Here is a 17,033-nt window from a genome sequence, read left to right on the forward strand (position 1 = left end):
ATCCTGGGGATCAGCCGTCGTCATGGTCGGCGGGCGTACCCGCCGAGGAATCGAGTGTCACGGCCTCGCGCGCCAACGGCGCCGATGCCAGAGGAAGAGAATCATCGTTCTTGAGGAAGGGGTGCTGAAAAAAATAGGCGCGCGCCCGCCGCTGATCGAGGCCGATCTGGTGCTTCAAGGCCGCGAAGTCGTCGAACTTCACCTCGCCGCGCAGCTTGGCGCAGGGAAACACCGTCAGGCGCTCGCCATAGAGCTCGCCATCGAAGTCGAACAGGTGCACCTCGAGCACCGGGCGCGTGCTGCCCACGGTGGGGCGCCAGCCGATATTGGCCACCCCGGGCAGGCGGCGCCCATCGGGCAGCTCGCTGATCACCGCGTAGACCCCCTGCAAGGCCAGGGAGCGCATCGGCTGGGGCAGGTTGGCGGTGGGCACGCCGATGGTGCGGCCGAGCTTCTGGTCGGGCACCACTCGCCCACCCAGGCGATAGGGGCGGCCCAGCAGGGCGGCAGCGGCGGCGAAGTTGCCGCTGGCCAGCAGGGTGCGGATGCGGCTGCTGGAGACGCGCTCGTCGTCGATGGTGAAGGTGCGGGTGTGCTCCACGCCGAAGCCGTTGGCCGCGCCCACCGCGGTGAGCAGGTGGAAGTCACCGCGGCGATCGCAGCCGAAGCGGAAGTCGTCGCCCACCACCAGGTGGCGCACGCCCAGGCCGTCGATCAGCACGCGACGGATGAAGGCCTCGGCGGTCAGGCTGCGCAGGGCGTCGTTGAAGGGCAGGCAGAGCACCCGCTCCACCCCCGCCTCGCCCAGCAAGCGCACCTTGTCGCGCAGGCGGGTGAGCCGCGGCGGAGCCTGCTCGCCGGCGAAGAACTCCCGGGGCTGGGGCTCGAATACGACCACAACGACCGGCAGCGCGAGGCGGCGGGCCTGTTCGCGACACTGCTCGAGGATCGCCTGGTGGCCGCGATGCACGCCATCGAAGTTGCCGATGGTGGCCACGCAGCCGCGGTGCTCGTCGCGCAGGTTGTGCAGTCCTCGAATCACTTGCATGGCGTAGTGGAGCCCCGCTCGGCGTCGAAAGGTGGTCAAAGCGTCGATTATACCGGACAGCCGGCCCCTTGACAGCCGGGGCGGACCTAGTCTTCAGCGTCAGGTCATGCTGCAGGAGGGATGCTGAGCTCGACACCAGCCTCAGCTCTTCATCCTGAAGTGCCGCAGGCGCACCCCGGTGGCGGCCAGCCAGACGAAATAGAGTGCCGCACCGCCGACCACCAGGGCGGCCAGCCAGGCGACGCGCTGCCAGATGCCCCAGCCGAGCCACGCCTGCCACTCCGGCGCGGCCCAGGCCAGGCCCAGCCCCATCACCGCGCAGCCGCCCAACAGCTGCACCGCATAGCGCCCCCAGCCCGGCTGGAACAACAGCACGCCCTGCTTGCGCAGCAGCCAGCCCAGCAGGCCGGCGTTCATGAAGGCCGAGAGCGCGGTGGCCAGGGCGAGGCCGGCGTGGGCCAAGGGCCAGATCAGGATCAGGTTGAAGACCATGTTGGCGACCATGGCGATGATGCCCACCTTCACCGGCGTCCTGGTGTCCTGGCGGGCGAAGAAGCCCGGCGCCAGCACCTTGATCAGCATGAAGGCCACCAGGCCCAGGGAGTAGGCGCGCAGGCTCATCGCTGCCATGACGATATCGCGCTCGGTCATGGCGCCGTAGTGGAAAAGCGAGATCAGCAAGGGCTCGGCGAGCACCGCCAGGGCCAGCGCCGCGGGCAGGCCCAGCAGCAGCACGGCGCGGATCGCCCAATCGAGCATGGCGCTGAAGTGCTCGCCGGACTGCGCGGCATGGCGCCTGGAGAGCGCCGGCAGGATCACGGTGCCGATGGCGATGCCGAACACCCCCAGCGGCAGCTCCACCAGCCGGTCGGAGTAGTAGAGCCAGGAGACGCTGCCGGCGGCCAGCAGAGACGCGAGCACGGTATCCAGCAGCAGGTTGATCTGGGACACCGAGACGCCGAACAGCGCCGGCACCATCAACACCATGATCCGCTTGACGCCGGGGTGGGCGAAGCTCGGCCAGGGCCGCGGCGCCAGCCCCAACCGCACCAGGAAAGGCACCTGGAAGGCGAGCTGGGCACCACCGGCGATCAGCACGCCCCAGGCCAGCGCCATGGCCGGCTGCTCGAACAGCGGGGTCAGCAGCAACGCCGCGCCGATCAGCGACAGGTTGAGCAGCACCGGGGTGAAGGCCGGCACCGCGAAGCGGTTCCAGGTATTGAGCACGCTGCCGGCGAAGGCGGTCAGCGAGATCAGCAGCAGGTAGGGGAAGGTCAGCCGCAGCATGTCGGCGGTGAGCGCTAGCTTGGCCGGGTCGCGGCCGAAGCCGGGGGCGAATACCCACACCAGCCAGGGGGCGGCGAACATGGCCACCGCCGTCAGCAGGAAGAGCACCGCGGCGAGACTGCCGGAGACGGCATCCAGCAGCTCGCGCACCTCGCGGCGACTGCCGCGGGTGGCGTATTCCGAGAGCACCGGCACGAAGGCCTGGTTGAAGGCCCCCTCGGCGAACAGCCGGCGCATGAAGTTGGGAATCTTGAAGGCGACGAAGAAGGCATCGGCGCCCTGCCCCGCGCCGAACAGCGCGGCGATCACCACGTCGCGCGCCAGCCCCATCACCCGTGACAGCATGGTCATCACGCTGACCACCAGGCCCGAGCGCATCAGCCCACCGCCCTTGGGGGCCACCACCTTGTCACTTTCGTCCACCGGCGCCGGTGGCGACTGTTCGCGATCCGTCACGTCCGTTCCTCGGCTCTTCATCTGCCCCATGAATGGCGGCCACAAAAAAACCGGCCGCAGCCGGTTTTTTCACGAGACGCTAGCCACGCAGGCCTCGTCTCGATGGCATCTGACCGGCTTAGGCAGCCAGGGCCTTGATGCGCTTGTTCAGGCGGCTCTTCATGCGTGCGGCACGCTTCTTGGAGAGCACGTCCTTGTCGGCGATGCGGTCGATGATCGGCTGCGCCTTCTGGAACTCGGCCATGGCCTGGGCGTGATCGCCGCTGTTGATGGCCTTGATGACGCGCTTGATATGGGTGCGGACCATGCTGCGCTGGCTGGCCTTCAGGACACGACGACCTTCGGCCTGACGGGCGCGCTTGCGAGCTTGCTTGCTGTTTGCCACTTGCTGTCTCCTTGGAGATTCATCGCCGCCCGTGTAATGACGGCTGCTATAACGTATTGAACCGGCAGAAAAGAGAAGCCTTTCCGCCGGCTTGGCCATCTGGCCGACCGCTGCTGGTGCGGCGATCGTTCACGGGCCGTGTCTGAGAGGATGGCGCATCCTACCACAGCCCGCGCCGCGCTTGCTACAACACCACTAGGTTATCGCGGTGGATCAGTTCCGGCGCTTCCATGAAGCCGAGGATCGCCTCGATCTGGTGGCTGGGCTGGCCGATGATGCGCTGCGCATCGTCGACCCCGTAGTTGACCAGCCCCTTGGCCACTCGCTCGCCGGCCTCATCGACGCACAGCACCATGTCACCGCGGCGGAATGCGCCGGAAGCGGCCTTCACCCCCACCGGCAGCAGGCTCGAGCCGCTGCTACGCAGCACCTTCACCGCCCCGGCATCCAGGGTCAGGGTGCCGCGCACCTGCAGCTGACCGGCGAGCCAGCGCTTACGCGCCGCGATGGGCGCCTGGTCGGGGCGCAGCAGGGTGCCCAGGCGCTCGCCAGCCATCAGTCGCTCGAGCACCTCGGCCTGACGCCCACCGGCGATGGCGGTGACGGCCCCCGAACGCGCCGCCAGGCGCGCGGCGCGAATCTTGGTGGCCATGCCGCCACGCCCAAGGGCGCCACTGCCGCCAGCCACCGCGGCCAGCGCCGGGTCATCGGCCCGCCCCTCACTGATCAGCGAGGCCGCGGGGTTCGAGCGCGGGTCGGCGTCGAACAGCCCCTCCTGGTCGGTGAGGATCACCAGGACATCGGCCTCCAGCAGGTTGGCCACCAGGGCGCCGAGGGTGTCGTTGTCGCCAAAACGGATCTCGTCGGTGACCACGGTATCGTTCTCGTTGATCACCGGCACCACCCGTAGGCCGACCAGGGTACGCAGCGCCGAGCGGGCATTGAGGTAGCGCTTGCGGTTGGAGAGGTCGTCATGGGTCAGCAGCACCTGGGCGGTCAACAGGCCGTGGCGGGCGAAGTGGCCCTCGTAGCACTCGGTGAGGCCATTCTGGCCCACCGCGGCGGCGGCCTGCAGCTCGTGCACCGCCGAGGGGCGCACCTGCCAGCCGAGGCGCACCATGCCCGCGGCCACCGCCCCGGAGGAGACCAGCACCACCTCGATGCCGCTCTTGTGCAGCGCGGCGATCTGGTCCACCCAGCCGCCGATCGCCGCCTCGTCGAGGCCGCGACCGTCATTGGTCAGCAGCGCGCTGCCGATCTTCACCACCACCCGTCGGGCGCCGATCAGCGCCTCGCGGCCTGCCACCTGCTCGTTGCTTTCCATTCGCTCTCGATCCTCAAGGCGCGTATTCGACCTCGACGTCGTAGTCGTCGTCATCGAAGTCGCCATCATCCTCGTCGGCCGTCTTGCGCTTGCGACCCAGCCGCGCCTCGGTGCGGGCTACCGCCTCGTCCTCCATGCGTGCGCGCATCTCGCGGGCACGCTCGGCGGCCTCCTCGTCCTCGTTCTCGAGCTGGCGCTGCTCGGTCAGCCAGCGATAGGCGGCCTGCACCAGGGCATCGGTGCCGTCGGCGGAGATCGCCGAGATACGAAACACCGGCCCCTGCCAATCGAGCCGGCGCACGATCTCGTCGGCCGTCGCCTCGCGCTCCTCGGCCGGCAGCAGGTCGAGCTTGTTGAGCACCAGCCAGCGTGGCAGCTCGGCCAGGGCCGGCGAGAACTCGCCCAGCTCGTGGATGATCGCCTCGGCGGCCTCCACTGGGTCGGACTCGTCGAAGGGCGCCACATCCACCACGTGGAACAGCAGCCGGGTCCGGGTCAGGTGCTTGAGGAAGCGCAGCCCCAGGCCGGCACCGTCGGAGGCGCCCTCGATCAGGCCCGGCACGTCGGCCATCACGAAGTGCTCGTGCATGCCGAGCTTCACCACGCCGAGGTTGGGCACCAGGGTGGTGAAGGGGTAGTTGGCCACCTTGGGCTTGGCCGCGGAGACGGCGCGGATCAGCGTCGACTTGCCGGCATTGGGCATGCCCAGCAGGCCCACGTCGGCCATCACCTTCATCTCCAGGCGCAGGTTGCGACGCTCGCCCTCGGTGCCCGGCGTGGTCCGCCGCGGCGCGCGGTTGGTGGAGGACTTGAAGTGGATGTTGCCGAGTCCACGGCGGCCGCCCTGGGCCACCAGCACCACCTGGCCGATCTCGGTGACGTCGGCAATCACCTCGAGGGTGTCCTCGTCGATCACCGTGGTGCCTACCGGCACCTTGACGTGCAGGTCCTCACCGGCCCGACCGCTCATCTGCCGACCCATGCCGGGCTGGCCGTTCTGGGCCTTGTAGAAGCGCTGGTACTTGAAGTCGATGAGGGTGTTGAGGGAGTCGTCACCGATCAGGTAGACGCTGCCACCATGGCCACCGTCGCCACCATCGGGACCACCCTTGGGCACGTACTTCTCGCGGCGGAAACTGAGGCAGCCATTGCCCCCCTTGCCGGCCTCCACGATGATCGAGGATTCGTCGACGAACTGCATCTGTCACTCTCCTGACGGCAATATGCCGTCCCACCCGCCTGAGTATACGTACAAGAAGGCCCCGCCGTGGCGGGGCCTTCTCGCGGCAAGGGTCAGGCGTCTCAGGCAGAGACGACGCTGACGAACTTGCGGTTCTTCGGACCCTTGGTCTCGAACTTGACCACGCCCTCGTCCAGTGCGAACAGGGTGTGGTCACGGCCGATACCGACGCCGGTGCCGGCGTGGAACTTGGTGCCGCGCTGGCGAACGATGATGTTGCCGGCGTTCACGGCCTGGCCACCGAAGAGCTTGACGCCAAGGCGCTTGGATTCGGAATCGCGACCGTTACGGGTAGAGCCCGCTGCCTTCTTATGTGCCATGGAATAAACCTCCGTTCAGGGGGATGGACCGCTTAGGCGGAGATCCCGGTGATCTTGACTTCAGTGAACCACTGGCGGTGGCCCTGACGCTTCATGTGGTGCTTGCGGCGACGGAACTTGATGATGGTCACCTTGTCGCCACGGCCGTGGGAGACGACCTCGGCAGAGACCTTGGCACCGTCAACCAGCGGCGCGCCGACCTTGACCTCGTCCTCGCTGCCGACCAGCAGCACTTCGTCGAAGTCGATGGACTCGCCGGTGGGGACTTCGATCTTCTCGAGCTTCAGGGTCTGGCCTTCCTGAACGCGGTACTGCTTGCCACCGCTCTTGATAACTGCGTACATGCTTCTCTCTCCAGGACTCATCGGGTTGGGCTCTTCGTCGGCCTGCTTCGAGTGGCGCCCCTTTTGGCAGCCATCTGACAGGGAGCGAGATGAGTGGGTCGCGAATTATAACGACAGGCGACGCCCCAGACAACCCGCGAAACACGCCGTTCGTCCCGCCGCCCGGCAGCGCGCCTTGACGCCCCCGAGGGGGCCCCATAGCATGGCCGGCAATCCATGGCCAGAGGGGGCCACCTCGCCCCGGCCCCCAACCGACCGTCGATATCGCCTCCATGCCCACCCACGCTCCAGTTTCCGACATCGCCGCACCCTCCCCGATCCACGCCGCCGTGGCCGAGGACTTTGCCGCCGTCAATCGCACCATCATGGCCCAGCTCGGCTCGCGCATCCCGCTGGTCGAGACCATCGGTCAGTACATCATTGCCAGCGGTGGCAAGCGGCTGCGCCCGCTGCTGGTACTGCTGGCCGCCCGGGCGCTGGGCTACCAGGGCGACCGCCACGTGACACTGGCCACCCTGATCGAGTTCATGCACACCTCCACCCTGCTGCATGACGATGTCGTGGACGAGTCTCACCTGCGGCGCGGCAAGGCCACCGCCAACGACGCCTGGGGCAATGCCCCCTCGGTACTGGTCGGCGACTTCCTCTACTCACGCTCCTTCCAGATGATGGTCGAGGTGGGCTCCATGCGGATCATGGACGTGCTCTCCTCCGCCACCTGCGTGATCGCCGAGGGAGAGGTGCAGCAGCTCACCAACGTCGGCAACCCGGACATCGACGAGGCCGCCTACTTCGAGACCATCCAGGGCAAGACCGCCATGCTCTTCGAGGCGGCCAGCCACAGCGGCGCCATCCTTGCCGAGGCCACCCCGGAACAGGAGGCCGCGCTGCAGCACTACGGCCGCTACCTGGGCCTGGCCTTCCAGCTGATCGACGACCTGCTCGACTACCAGGGCGATGCCGAGGCGATGGGCAAGAATGTCGGCGACGACCTGGCCGAGGGCAAGCCCACCCTGCCGCTGATCCAGGCCATGGCCAAGGGCACCCCGGCGCAAGCCAAGGTGATCCGCCAGGCGATCCGCCAGGGTGGCCTCGACCACCTGCAGGAGGTGCTGGAGATCATCGACGCCACCGGCGCCCTGGAGTACACCCGCCAGCGTGCCGTGGAGATGGCCGACCGGGCCCTGGCCCAGCTCGAGGCGCTACCCGCAAGCCCCTACCGCGACAGCATGGCCGAACTGGCCCACTTGGCGGTGGATCGCCAGGCATGAAAATGCCTGGCGGGGTTGCATTTTCCCGCCACCTGCGTAAACTACGCTGCGTTGATCAGGGACACCCCTCGAGAACGACATCGGAGTATAGCTCAGCTTGGTAGAGCGCTGCCTTCGGGAGGCAGAGGTCGTAGGTTCGAATCCTGCTACTCCGACCAGTTTATCAAAGACTTAGGTGGTAATCGCTGGCTTACGATAGCGGAAAATTCCGCGATCAACTGTCCACCATGCGTCCACTTCACCTAGTCTCCGAAGAACCGGCCCACAGTGGCCGGTTTTTTTCTGCATGCTCCTGAGCGGCAGCGCGAGCTGCATTGAAAGCCCCAACCCACTGCACGAACTCTGGACTCGAGCCAGATTGCCTAATGAGGGCATCCAGCATGGTAATCGTAGCGCCTGCACCGGACGAGTGCAGCCCTTCCCCAGTCACCAGCGTCTCAAACATGTAAGAAAATATTAATTTAATATCTCCTACATTGGTCGGAATGGTTAAATTAGGCTACGTTAATCATATGCCGAAGAGTAAGTGGCGCCACGATTATGAAATGGGCTTCACAAGAAAAGGGGGACCATGATGCCGAGATACGAAGTCACCGGAGTCGGTAAAGAAAGCGGTCGAAAAAGAAGAAGAATCTACTCTGCCATTGACGAAAATTCCGCAAGAACTTCTGCTGAAAAAGACGGAACCAATGTAGAAGAAGTAATCGAACTACCGCCCGAAGCCCCAACTGAAAGACAGATGGAATATGCCATAAGTCTTGGAATAACAATACCTGCCGACGTTTCAAAAAAAGAAATTAGCGACCTCATATCGCTCAACCAAGACGACGACTATTTAGCCACTCCTCTCACACGAGAAACAGCTAGCAGATTCGGAGTTGAGTTAACGCAATACACAGGTGAAAAAAATGCCATTGGACAAATATGGCATCACCTCTCTCGTGAAGGAAATGAAAAAAAGCTTCTTACCTGGCTAGCTTACAACGCCTACCTCGACCTCACTGGACCACAAAAAAGCCAAAGCCGTCACCTTGACGACCCTGTTTTTAGCGAAATTGCAAGCGAACTTGAAAAAGACACCTCAGTTATCTCATCAGCACAGCGGCAAAACGTAGAACATCGAAGAACAAAAGCCTACAAGGCTGCAGTTCAACTAATTAGGGAACGGACAGAAGCAGAATCTGCTCCTGAAAATTCACCTAGCCGAGAAAAGCCAAAATACAGTAAGCAGCCTCCACATAGAGAGCCACGATCACCCAGACCTACAAACAAAGCACATGGCCATCGCCAAGGGTGCCTGTCTGTAATTTTCGGTATGGCGATCATTCCAGCGGCAATAGCTACCGCCTATCAGTGGCTTCCAAAAATTTTACTGTAACCCTTATAATGGCGGCCCTGGTAGGCCGCCACGTCACTCACACAGGATTAATGCTCACCATCAGGGGCCATACCACTCAACGCCCGCAGCGCCTCCTGAAGATGCTCTTGTCGCAAGTGTGAGTAATGTTTAACAGTCGTGTCGATACTCGAATGCCCCATTAACGCCTTGACGGTCGCCAGATCAACTCCGGCCATCACCAGCTGCGAAGCAAAATTATGGCGGAGAGTATATAAATCAAGGCTCTGAGGGAGCCTTGCCAGTTTCTTTACCTTCAACCAAGGTTTTCGCATCGCCCCTCTCGACAACATGCGCTCCCCACGCTTGAATCGAGGAGAAGAAAAAACATACCCGATGGATGGGCAGCACTGCTCTTCCCACCAAGTTTTCAGGACTCTAGTCAGAGGCTCCGACAGCGGAAAATTTTGATGTCTCTGCCTGTGGTGCGCCGTCTTGTCGAGAACCTTTTCAAGTCGAGTGAAATCTTCATCAAGATGTTCCCACCGCAAGCTAAGGAGATCGCCTGGCCGAAAGCCTCCATGGTAAATACAGAGTATGAAAGGGACAACATGGTCGACATACTTTCTAGGCTCCAGGTCGGGAAGATATTGCTTGGCAGACCTACTCAAAGAGTGCCGACGTTGGCGCTTTCGCTCCTCGGTATATAGTTGAAGCCCACGAAAGAGAGCATCAACTTCACGCGGCTCAAGCACCCTACGACGAGACGCAATAGATGAGGAGGCAACTTCCTCAGCTTTCTTACGCCTCAGCCGAGCACCTTGCAGAGGGTTTCTCTCTAGCACCTCCAACTCTACAGCACAGTTCAGCAAGGCCCTCATCACGTTCCACGAACGCTGGATTGAAGCATGGGAAAGCCCCCTCTTCTCGCATGCGACCTGCCAGGCCAATAAGTCAGTTTTGGCCAGCTCACACAGAGGGCGATCCTTCCAGTCCCCAAAATCCCGATTTAACCGCTCCAGGTCTCCTCCACCGGTCTTGTTCCGAAGGAGCTGGTCGCGGTAGTAGCGCTCCGAAAACTCATGAAGGGTAAGTTGCGCCTCTGCTTTCTTGGTTTGGAGAAGGGCTTCCTGCTTCCGGCGCTCGCGTTCGATATGCGGCTCAGCCCCCTGCGCTATGTCGACCAACCAACCCGTCACAATCTCTCTGGCAGCATCCGCAGAGACACCCGGCCACCTCCCGACCTTAACGATGGGTCGCTTGCGCTCTACCTTCGAGCGATACCGATAGAAGAAGGAGATCACAGCCTGGTCCTTACTGAGCATGCAGCTGAACCCCATGATCAAAGTGTCTCTGATTTCAGACACCCCCTGCTTGCGCGCCTCTCGGATGGCAGCTTCGGTGATACGCCGCGAAACGACTATCTTCGTCATTGCTAACCCCCCTAGCAGTCGGAGGGCTGGGCGACACGATGCCTCGCATCGTGGCTGGACCAGCCGTCCTCTATTGGTCCAAGCACGCCTCAGAGACGCGCAAAGACCCTGGACATATGGAATGTCCAAGAGCCTATGCTAAGGATTGTTAGGCTTTCAATTTTTTCAGACTTAGCAGAAAATCGCGAATTTTAGGCCCTATTTCGACACATATCGCAATCCACATAGTCTTGTTCGCGCTGCTTCGGGAGGCAGAGGTCGTAGGTTCGAATCCTGCTACTCCGACCAAGAACTCTAGGCCTTGCGGATCACCGCAAGGCCTTTTTCGTTGTTTGACTGTGCTCTCTGCGATCTCGGTACGAGACGCGCTCGGCGCTCAGGTCACCGTGATCACGCTGCAGCCGGCGGTGTGGCTGACCTTGTGGGAGACACTGCCGAACACCATGCCGCGCACGTTGCTCAAGCCGCGGCTGCCCATCACGATGACATCGGCATTGACCTTCTCGGCCTGCTCCGTGATCAGGGCGGCCGGGCGGCCCTGGCGCACGCTCTCCTCCACCTCCAGGCCGCTCAGGTCGACCGCGTCACGCGCTTGCTCGATCACCTTGCGGGCCTCCTCCTTGATGCTCGCGGCGAGCTTCTCGCGCTCCACCTCGGAGAAGGGCTCGACGGCGCCACCGGCGAACAGCCCGATATTGTCTGGCGGAAGCTCCGCCACGGTCATCAAGTGCAGCTTCGTCGCCCCGCCACGCGCCAGGGAGGCGGCGACATTCAGCGCCTTGATGGCGTGCTCGGAACCGTCGAGGGGAACCAGGATATTAGAGTACATGGCATCGCTCCTGCAGCAGCCGAGAGGGAAGGGGCACAGCACCGCCCACTCATCTCAGCATAGCCCTTCGGCAGGGCTTCGCCTTGCTCCACATCACCCTTTCCCCGGGTCACCGCCGACCTGCCGGCAGCGTCAGTCGTCTTCCCCTTCCTCGGCCGCCTGCCGCCGCGAGTGCGCCTTGTGGGCCCGATTGCGCCGATAGAGTCGCACCAGGGCGATCGCAAGCGCCGCTATCACCATCGCCGCCAGGGTCCAGCCCTGCCAGGGGCGGGCGGCGTCACCCATGACCGTCTCCAGGGTGATGATCAGGATAAAGCCCAGCGCCTGGCTGGCGATGGCCAGGGCACGCAGGGTGTTGAAGGCGGACTTGGCCATGCTGACTCCCAGTGGCGGATGCTTCGGGTAGGATCGGATGCCGCGGATGACAGCCCCGCCAACCGCCAGTAGGCTTGGCAGGATCCGGGATCGGCGGCATCACATTGTAACCGCTAGCCTTTCGTTCGCCGACCCCGCCCTCATGGAGCCACGCCCCTAAGGAGTCACCACCCCATGGATGCCATCGCCCTGGGTCCCGTCCTGCTCTCGCTGCCGCGCCTCTACGCCTTCGTGGCGGCCCTGCTGCTGCTGGGCGCCAGCGCCTGGCTGCTGGGCCTGCCCCGGCGCACCCACTCTCGCTGGTTCAATGGCCTGTTGCTGGCCTGGCTGATCGGCGCGCGAATCGGTCATGTGGCGCTCCACCTCGACGCCTATGCCGCCGCCCCGCTGGATGCCCTCAAGCTATGGCAACCCGGCTACCACGGGCTCTGGGGCCTGATGGCCGGGCTCATCTGGACCGGCTGGTCGCTACGCGATCACCTGGGGCGGCTGGTCGGCGCCATGGCCCTGCTGGTGGTGGTCTCGTCACTCTGGCTGGCCACCGTCACCCTCGCGCCCTTCGGTGGCGGCATGGCCTTGAAGACCCTGCCCGACCTGACCCTGGAAAACCTCGAGGGCGAGACCGTCGACCTGCGCGAGCTCAAGGGCGAGCGAGTCGTGCTCAACCTGTGGGCCACCTGGTGCCCCCCCTGCCTGCGCGAGATGCCGCTGCTGGCCGAGGCCAGTGCCCGGGACGACGTTACCGTGGTGGTGGCCAACCAGGGCGAGTCGCTGCTACAGGTGGTGCGCTATCTCGACGACCAGGGGCTCGACTTTCGCTATCCGTTGCTCGACCCGCACCAGGAGCTGATGGTGCTCAGCGAGTCCCCCGGCCTGCCCACCACCCTGCTGTTCAACGCCCAGGGTCACGCCGTGGAGCAGCATGTGGGCGAGCTGACCCGCGCACAGCTGGATCGCTGGCTGGGGCGAGAGTCATCCGGGCCTTAGCCCGCTCACCGGGATATGCGGGCTTAACGCTCAGCCCGACACCTCGCCCCTGGCAATCCTCAGGCCATGCTTGTGGAGCTTGCGCACCACGCTCGGCTGGCTGATACCCAGGCGCCTGGCGATGGCATAGGTCGAGCCCAGCTCGCCGCACAGCCCCGCCAGGATGGCGCGCTCGGTGCGCGCCAGGGCCGAGGCCAGCGACTCATCCTCCCCCAGCACCGGGGCAGGCTCGGCCGCCACCGGCTCGGAGCTCGATTCGGCCAGCTCTGCAGCACTCGACTCCGTCACCGGGTGCGGGATCCCACTCAGCTCCTGATGCCGAATGACATCACCCGCTGCCGATAGCCAGGCTCGCTCCAGGACATTTTCCAGCTCGCGCACATTGCCCGGCCACTCCCAGCCCATCAATGATTGCCACACGTTGCGCGCCAGCATCTTATCGCGCCCGTAGCGCCGATTGAGACGCCCGAGCTGACGCTCGACCAGCCCGGGGATATCCTCGCGACGCTCACGCAGGGGGGGCAGGGTGACCGGGATCACGTTCAGTCGGTAGTAAAGATCGAGCCGAAACAGCCCCTCCTCCACCCGCGCCGAGAGGTCCTGGTTGGTGGCCACCACCAGGCGAAAGTCCACGCGCCGCGGCGCGCTGTCGCCGAGGCGCGTGATGGTGCCGTCCTGAATGGACTTGAGCAGCTTGGTCTGCACCGCCAGGGGCAGCTCGCCGATCTCATCGAGGAACAGGGTGCCGCCCTCGGCCTGCTCGATCAGCCCCACACGCCCACCGGGGGCTGCACCGGAGAAGGCCCCGGGGCGGTAGCCGAACATCTCCGACTCGAACAGGCTCTCGGGAATGGCAGCGCAGTTGACGTCGATGAAGGGGCCTTCGCAACGCGAGCTCCAGCAGTGAAGCTGGCGGGCGAAGGCGGTCTTGCCCACCCCGGACTCCCCCAGCATCAGCACGGAGGCATCGGTAGGGGCGACCCGGCGCAGCAGCAAGGCCACCTCACGCATCAGCGGACTCTTCACCTCGAGGCCGTCCAGCTCCGCTTCCAGCGTCTCGGCATCGACCTCCAGCGCGTGCCCTCGCCTGAGGTGCTCGCTGAAGCGGCGCTGCAGCAACGCATACTCCTGCTGCAGCAGCTGCAGGTCGGTCATGTCCATGGAGCGGCTCACCACCGCCACCAGCCGCTCGCCCTCGAACACCGGGTGGGCCTGGGCGATGACCCGACGCCCGGTGCCGGTACGCTGCTCCAGCTGCACTGGCTTGCCCGTACGCATGACCTCCAGGCTCACCGAAGGCGTCAGCACACCGTCGGCCTCCAGCTGCTGGACGCTGGTCGCACAGAGGGCTTCACAGGACATCCCATAGACCGCCGCCGCCCCGGGACTGACGTCTCGTATGCGGCCATCGGGCGCAACGATAAAGAAGTGATCATAGGCGGTGTCGATGATGGTCTTGAGGATCAGGGCATCATGCTCGGGCATCGGCGATTCATTCCTGGATCGTGATCCATTATTGTATCACGCCACTCTCGCCTATCGATCCAGAATTGAATCACCCGCCCCGCCCCCACGCCCCGACATCGCATCATCCCACCCTATTTTCAATCTTTGGTCTAACGAAATCGGCATTGGCACGCATCCTGCTTTTCCAGGGGTATCGCACCGACCTCACGTCGGCCGGGCATATCAACCAGCTTTAAACAGGAGCCCTCCATGAGCGACTTCAACCAGCCCCTCGGCGGCAACGAGATGCCGCGTTTCGGCGGCCCCGCCACCATGATGCGCCTGCCGACCCAGGAGAGTGCTGCCGGCCTCGATGCCGCCTTTATCGGCATCCCGATGGATATCGGCACCTCCAACCGGCCAGGCACCCGCCTGGGGCCACGCCAGATTCGTGATGAGTCACGCATGCTGCGCCCCTACAACATGGCCACCCGCGCGGCTCCCTTCGACAGCCTGCAGGTAGCGGACATCGGCGACGTGCCGATCAACACCTTCAACCTGCCGAAGAACCTGGACATCATCAGCCGCTTCTACGACGACGTCCTGGCCCATGACTGCGTGCCGCTGACCCTGGGCGGCGACCACACCCTGACCTGGCCGATCCTGCGCGCCATCGCCAGGAAGCATGGCCCGGTCGGCCTGATCCATATCGATGCCCACGCCGACGTCAACGAGCACATGTTCGGCGAGGAGGTCGCCCACGGCTGCCCCTTCCGTCGCGCCCAGGAAGAAGGGCTGCTGGACGCCAACCGCGTGGTGCAGATTGGCCTGCGCGGCACCGGCTACGCCGCCGAGGACTTCGACTGGTGTCGTCAGCAGGGCTTCCGCGTCGTCCAGGCCGAGCAGTGCTGGCACAAGTCGCTGGCGCCGCTGATGGCCGAGGTGCGCGAGCAGATGGGCGACGGCCCGGTGTATATCTCCTTCGACATCGATGGCCTCGACCCCTCCGTCGCCCCCGGCACCGGCACCGTGGAGATGGGCGGCCTGACCGCCGCCCAGGGCCTGGAGATCGTGCGTGGCGCCCAGGGGCTCAACATCGTCGGCGGTGACCTGGTCGAGGTGGCCCCGCCCTACGACCCCAGCGGCAATACCGCCTTGATGGGCGCCACGCTGCTCTACGAGATGCTGTGTGTCCTGCCCGGCGTCAAGCGCCGCGACTGATACACCCCGGGGCCGGGGAGAGGCCCTGTCAACAGCCGACATGGCGCCCCTGCAACGGGCGCCCACCATTACAACAGCAATGAGTAATCATCCCATGTCCTCCCACCTGCACTCCGCCGACAAGATCGCGACCGAAGGGGGCAATCTCAGCGCCCACGGCCTGATCAAGTTCCTGCTCCCGTCACTGATCGGTATCCTGCTGTTCCTGGTGCCCTTCTCAGTGGGTGACACCATCAATATCGGCATGGGCCTGGCCGCCGACTGGCTCAAGGCAGCCCTCGGTGACACCCTGCCCGCCATCGCCACCGTGGTGCTCTGCCTCTCCATCCTGCTGACTCTCCTGGTCAAGCTGACAAGGCCCGGCTGGGCACGCCAGGGTGCGATGAAGGAGCTCTTCGATATCTCGCTGCTATGGGTGGTGATGCGTGCCCTCGGCGCCCTGTTCGCGCTGATGACCTATTTCCAGGTCGGTCCGGAGATGGTCACCGCCTCCTTCACCGGCGGCGTGATGCTCAACGACCTGGCGCCGGTCCTGCTGACCTTCTTCTTCTTCGCCGCCATTCTGCTGCCCTTCCTGGTGGATTTCGGCTTCATGGAGTTCATCGGCTCCATGGTGCGCGTCCCCTTCCGCAAGATCTTCGGCCTGCCGGGGCGCAGCGCCATCGACGCGACCGCCTCCTGGATGGGCTCGGGCGTCGTCGGCGTGCTGATCACCACCCAGCAGTACGAACAGGGCTTCTATAACGCCCGCGAGGCCTCGGCCATCGCCACCAACTTCTCCATCGTCTCCATCGCCTTCGCCCTGCTGGTGACCAGCTTCATCGGCATCAACCACCTGTTTGTTCCCTTCTACCTGACCGTGGTGGTCGCCGGCCTGGTGGCGGCCGTGATCGTGCCTCGCCTGCCGCCCCTGTCACGCAAGCCCAACACCTACTACGAGCCAGTCGGCTGCCGGATCCAGGAGGAGAACACCGGCAATCAGAACCTGCTGCGCTACAGCCTGGGCATTGCCGTGGCGCGTGCCGAGAAGGCTCCGGGTCCGCTGCAGCTGGCACGCCTGGCGCTGTTCAACGTCGCCGACATCTTCTTCGGCCTGCTGCCGCTGGTCATCGCCATCGGCACCGTGGCGCTGATCCTGGCCGAGTTCACCTCGCTGTTTACCTGGCTCTCCATGCCCATGGTGCCGATACTCGAGTGGATGGGCCTGCCCGAAGCCGAGGCCGCCGCGACGGCCGCCATCGCGACCTGCCCGACCAGGGTGAATTCGTCGCCCCAACGCTCTATCGCGACGTGCCGACCAGCAGCCGCCTGTGGCGGGAGGAGATATTCGGGCCGGTGCTGTGCGCCCGCAGCGTGGCCAGCGAGGCCGAGGCGATCGAGCTGGCCAACGATTCACCCTTCGGGCTCGCCGCCACGGTCATCTCGGGCGATAACGAGCGTGCCCGCCGGGTAGGGCGCGCCCTGCGTGCCGGCAGCATCTGGTTCAACAGCGAGCAGCTGGTGATGCCCGAGGCCGGCTGGGGCGGCTTCGGGATCAGCGGCATCGGTCGAGAACTGGGTCCCTGGGGGCTGGCCGGCTATCTGGAGGTCAAGCACCTGATCGGACCGCAGGGCTGACGCCCCCTCCGGCGCCATCGACGCCCCGGCCCTGTGGTCGGGGCGCTGTCGTCGAGGGCCGGCATCAACGGCAACATCCGAGGCTTAAGCCGCGTCGAGCTTTGCTGTAAGATA

The 17,033-nt window shown here is 64.6% G+C and carries 16 protein-coding genes, 1 tRNA gene and 1 pseudogene; 7 read left to right on the forward strand and 11 right to left on the reverse strand.

The window, feature by feature from the left end:
• Positions 1-10: 10 nt before the first annotated feature.
• The 7 genes from ribF to rplU all read right to left on the reverse strand — a co-directional run bounded on the left by ribF (position 11) and on the right by rplU (position 6,404).
• Positions 11-1,048: a bifunctional riboflavin kinase/FAD synthetase gene (ribF, locus tag NFH66_RS14285; protein ID WP_349610870.1), complete on the reverse strand. Its 1,038-nt coding sequence runs from the start codon at positions 1,046-1,048 to the stop codon at positions 11-13.
• 141 nt (positions 1,049-1,189) lie between these two features.
• Positions 1,190-2,713 (reverse strand): murein biosynthesis integral membrane protein MurJ, encoded by a 1,524-nt coding sequence (gene murJ / locus NFH66_RS14290; RefSeq protein WP_349611746.1) that lies wholly within the window; start codon positions 2,711-2,713, stop codon positions 1,190-1,192.
• Positions 2,714-2,909: 196 nt separating this feature from the next.
• Entirely contained in the window at positions 2,910-3,176 is a 267-nt protein-coding gene (rpsT, locus tag NFH66_RS14295; protein WP_349610871.1) for a 30S ribosomal protein S20, read from the reverse strand.
• 184 nt (positions 3,177-3,360) lie between these two features.
• Positions 3,361-4,500: a glutamate 5-kinase gene (gene proB / locus NFH66_RS14300; protein WP_349610872.1), complete on the reverse strand. Its 1,140-nt coding sequence runs from the start codon at positions 4,498-4,500 to the stop codon at positions 3,361-3,363.
• A 13-nt stretch (positions 4,501-4,513) separates the two neighbouring features.
• The gene (gene cgtA / locus NFH66_RS14305; protein WP_349610873.1) at positions 4,514-5,701 is read right to left on the reverse strand and encodes an Obg family GTPase CgtA; all 1,188 of its coding nucleotides are present in this window, start codon (positions 5,699-5,701) and stop codon (positions 4,514-4,516) included.
• A 101-nt stretch (positions 5,702-5,802) separates the two neighbouring features.
• Positions 5,803-6,060 (reverse strand): 50S ribosomal protein L27, encoded by a 258-nt coding sequence (rpmA, locus tag NFH66_RS14310; protein ID WP_161430267.1) that lies wholly within the window; start codon positions 6,058-6,060, stop codon positions 5,803-5,805.
• Between the two features lie 32 nt (positions 6,061-6,092).
• Positions 6,093-6,404 carry a 50S ribosomal protein L21 gene (rplU, locus tag NFH66_RS14315; protein ID WP_161430266.1) on the reverse strand — a complete coding sequence of 104 codons (312 nt, stop codon included), beginning with the start codon at positions 6,402-6,404 and terminating at the stop codon, positions 6,093-6,095.
• 272 nt (positions 6,405-6,676) lie between these two features.
• Between rplU and ispB the strand changes: the two genes are divergently transcribed.
• The 3 genes from ispB to NFH66_RS14330 all read left to right on the forward strand — a co-directional run bounded on the left by ispB (position 6,677) and on the right by NFH66_RS14330 (position 9,053).
• A complete protein-coding gene (ispB, locus tag NFH66_RS14320) occupies positions 6,677-7,675 on the forward strand; it encodes an octaprenyl diphosphate synthase (RefSeq protein ID WP_349610874.1) in 999 nt (332 codons plus the stop codon).
• 81 nt (positions 7,676-7,756) lie between these two features.
• Positions 7,757-7,833: transfer RNA gene (locus tag NFH66_RS14325), tRNA-Pro, on the forward strand.
• Between the two features lie 413 nt (positions 7,834-8,246).
• A complete protein-coding gene (locus NFH66_RS14330; RefSeq protein WP_349610875.1) occupies positions 8,247-9,053 on the forward strand; it encodes a hypothetical protein in 807 nt (268 codons plus the stop codon).
• A 47-nt stretch (positions 9,054-9,100) separates the two neighbouring features.
• Here NFH66_RS14330 and NFH66_RS14335 read toward each other — a convergent pair whose 3' ends face one another.
• The 3 genes from NFH66_RS14335 to NFH66_RS14345 all read right to left on the reverse strand — a co-directional run bounded on the left by NFH66_RS14335 (position 9,101) and on the right by NFH66_RS14345 (position 11,648).
• Positions 9,101-10,444 carry a site-specific integrase gene (locus NFH66_RS14335; protein WP_349610876.1) on the reverse strand — a complete coding sequence of 448 codons (1,344 nt, stop codon included), beginning with the start codon at positions 10,442-10,444 and terminating at the stop codon, positions 9,101-9,103.
• 376 nt (positions 10,445-10,820) lie between these two features.
• Complete coding sequence (locus NFH66_RS14340) at positions 10,821-11,273, reverse strand: universal stress protein (protein WP_349610877.1); 453 nt, start codon at positions 11,271-11,273, stop codon at positions 10,821-10,823.
• Positions 11,274-11,405: 132 nt separating this feature from the next.
• Entirely contained in the window at positions 11,406-11,648 is a 243-nt protein-coding gene (locus tag NFH66_RS14345; RefSeq protein ID WP_349610878.1) for a hypothetical protein, read from the reverse strand.
• Positions 11,649-11,822: 174 nt separating this feature from the next.
• Here NFH66_RS14345 and NFH66_RS14350 point away from each other — a divergent pair, with 174 nt between their 5' ends.
• Complete coding sequence (locus NFH66_RS14350; RefSeq protein WP_349610879.1) at positions 11,823-12,635, forward strand: TlpA family protein disulfide reductase; 813 nt, start codon at positions 11,823-11,825, stop codon at positions 12,633-12,635.
• 30 nt (positions 12,636-12,665) lie between these two features.
• Here the strand turns inward: NFH66_RS14350 and NFH66_RS14355 are convergent, their stop codons facing one another.
• Positions 12,666-14,120, reverse strand: coding sequence for a sigma-54 interaction domain-containing protein (locus NFH66_RS14355; protein WP_349610880.1), 1,455 nt, complete (start codon positions 14,118-14,120; stop codon positions 12,666-12,668).
• Between the two features lie 231 nt (positions 14,121-14,351).
• Between NFH66_RS14355 and speB the strand changes: the two genes are divergently transcribed.
• The 3 genes and pseudogenes from speB to NFH66_RS14370 all read left to right on the forward strand — a co-directional run bounded on the left by speB (position 14,352) and on the right by NFH66_RS14370 (position 16,919).
• Positions 14,352-15,302 carry an agmatinase gene (speB, locus tag NFH66_RS14360; RefSeq protein ID WP_349610881.1) on the forward strand — a complete coding sequence of 317 codons (951 nt, stop codon included), beginning with the start codon at positions 14,352-14,354 and terminating at the stop codon, positions 15,300-15,302.
• Between the two features lie 94 nt (positions 15,303-15,396).
• Positions 15,397-16,537 (forward strand): annotated as a pseudogene (locus NFH66_RS14365) (YjiH family protein); the annotation flags it as partial.
• A gap of 55 nt (positions 16,538-16,592) precedes the next feature.
• Positions 16,593-16,919: an aldehyde dehydrogenase family protein gene (locus tag NFH66_RS14370; protein WP_349610882.1), complete on the forward strand. Its 327-nt coding sequence runs from the start codon at positions 16,593-16,595 to the stop codon at positions 16,917-16,919.
• Positions 16,920-17,033 lie beyond the last annotated feature (114 nt).

This window comes from Halomonas sp. H10-9-1 (genome assembly GCF_040147005.1).
In the GTDB taxonomy this organism is placed as follows: Bacteria; Pseudomonadota; Gammaproteobacteria; order Pseudomonadales; family Halomonadaceae; genus Halomonas.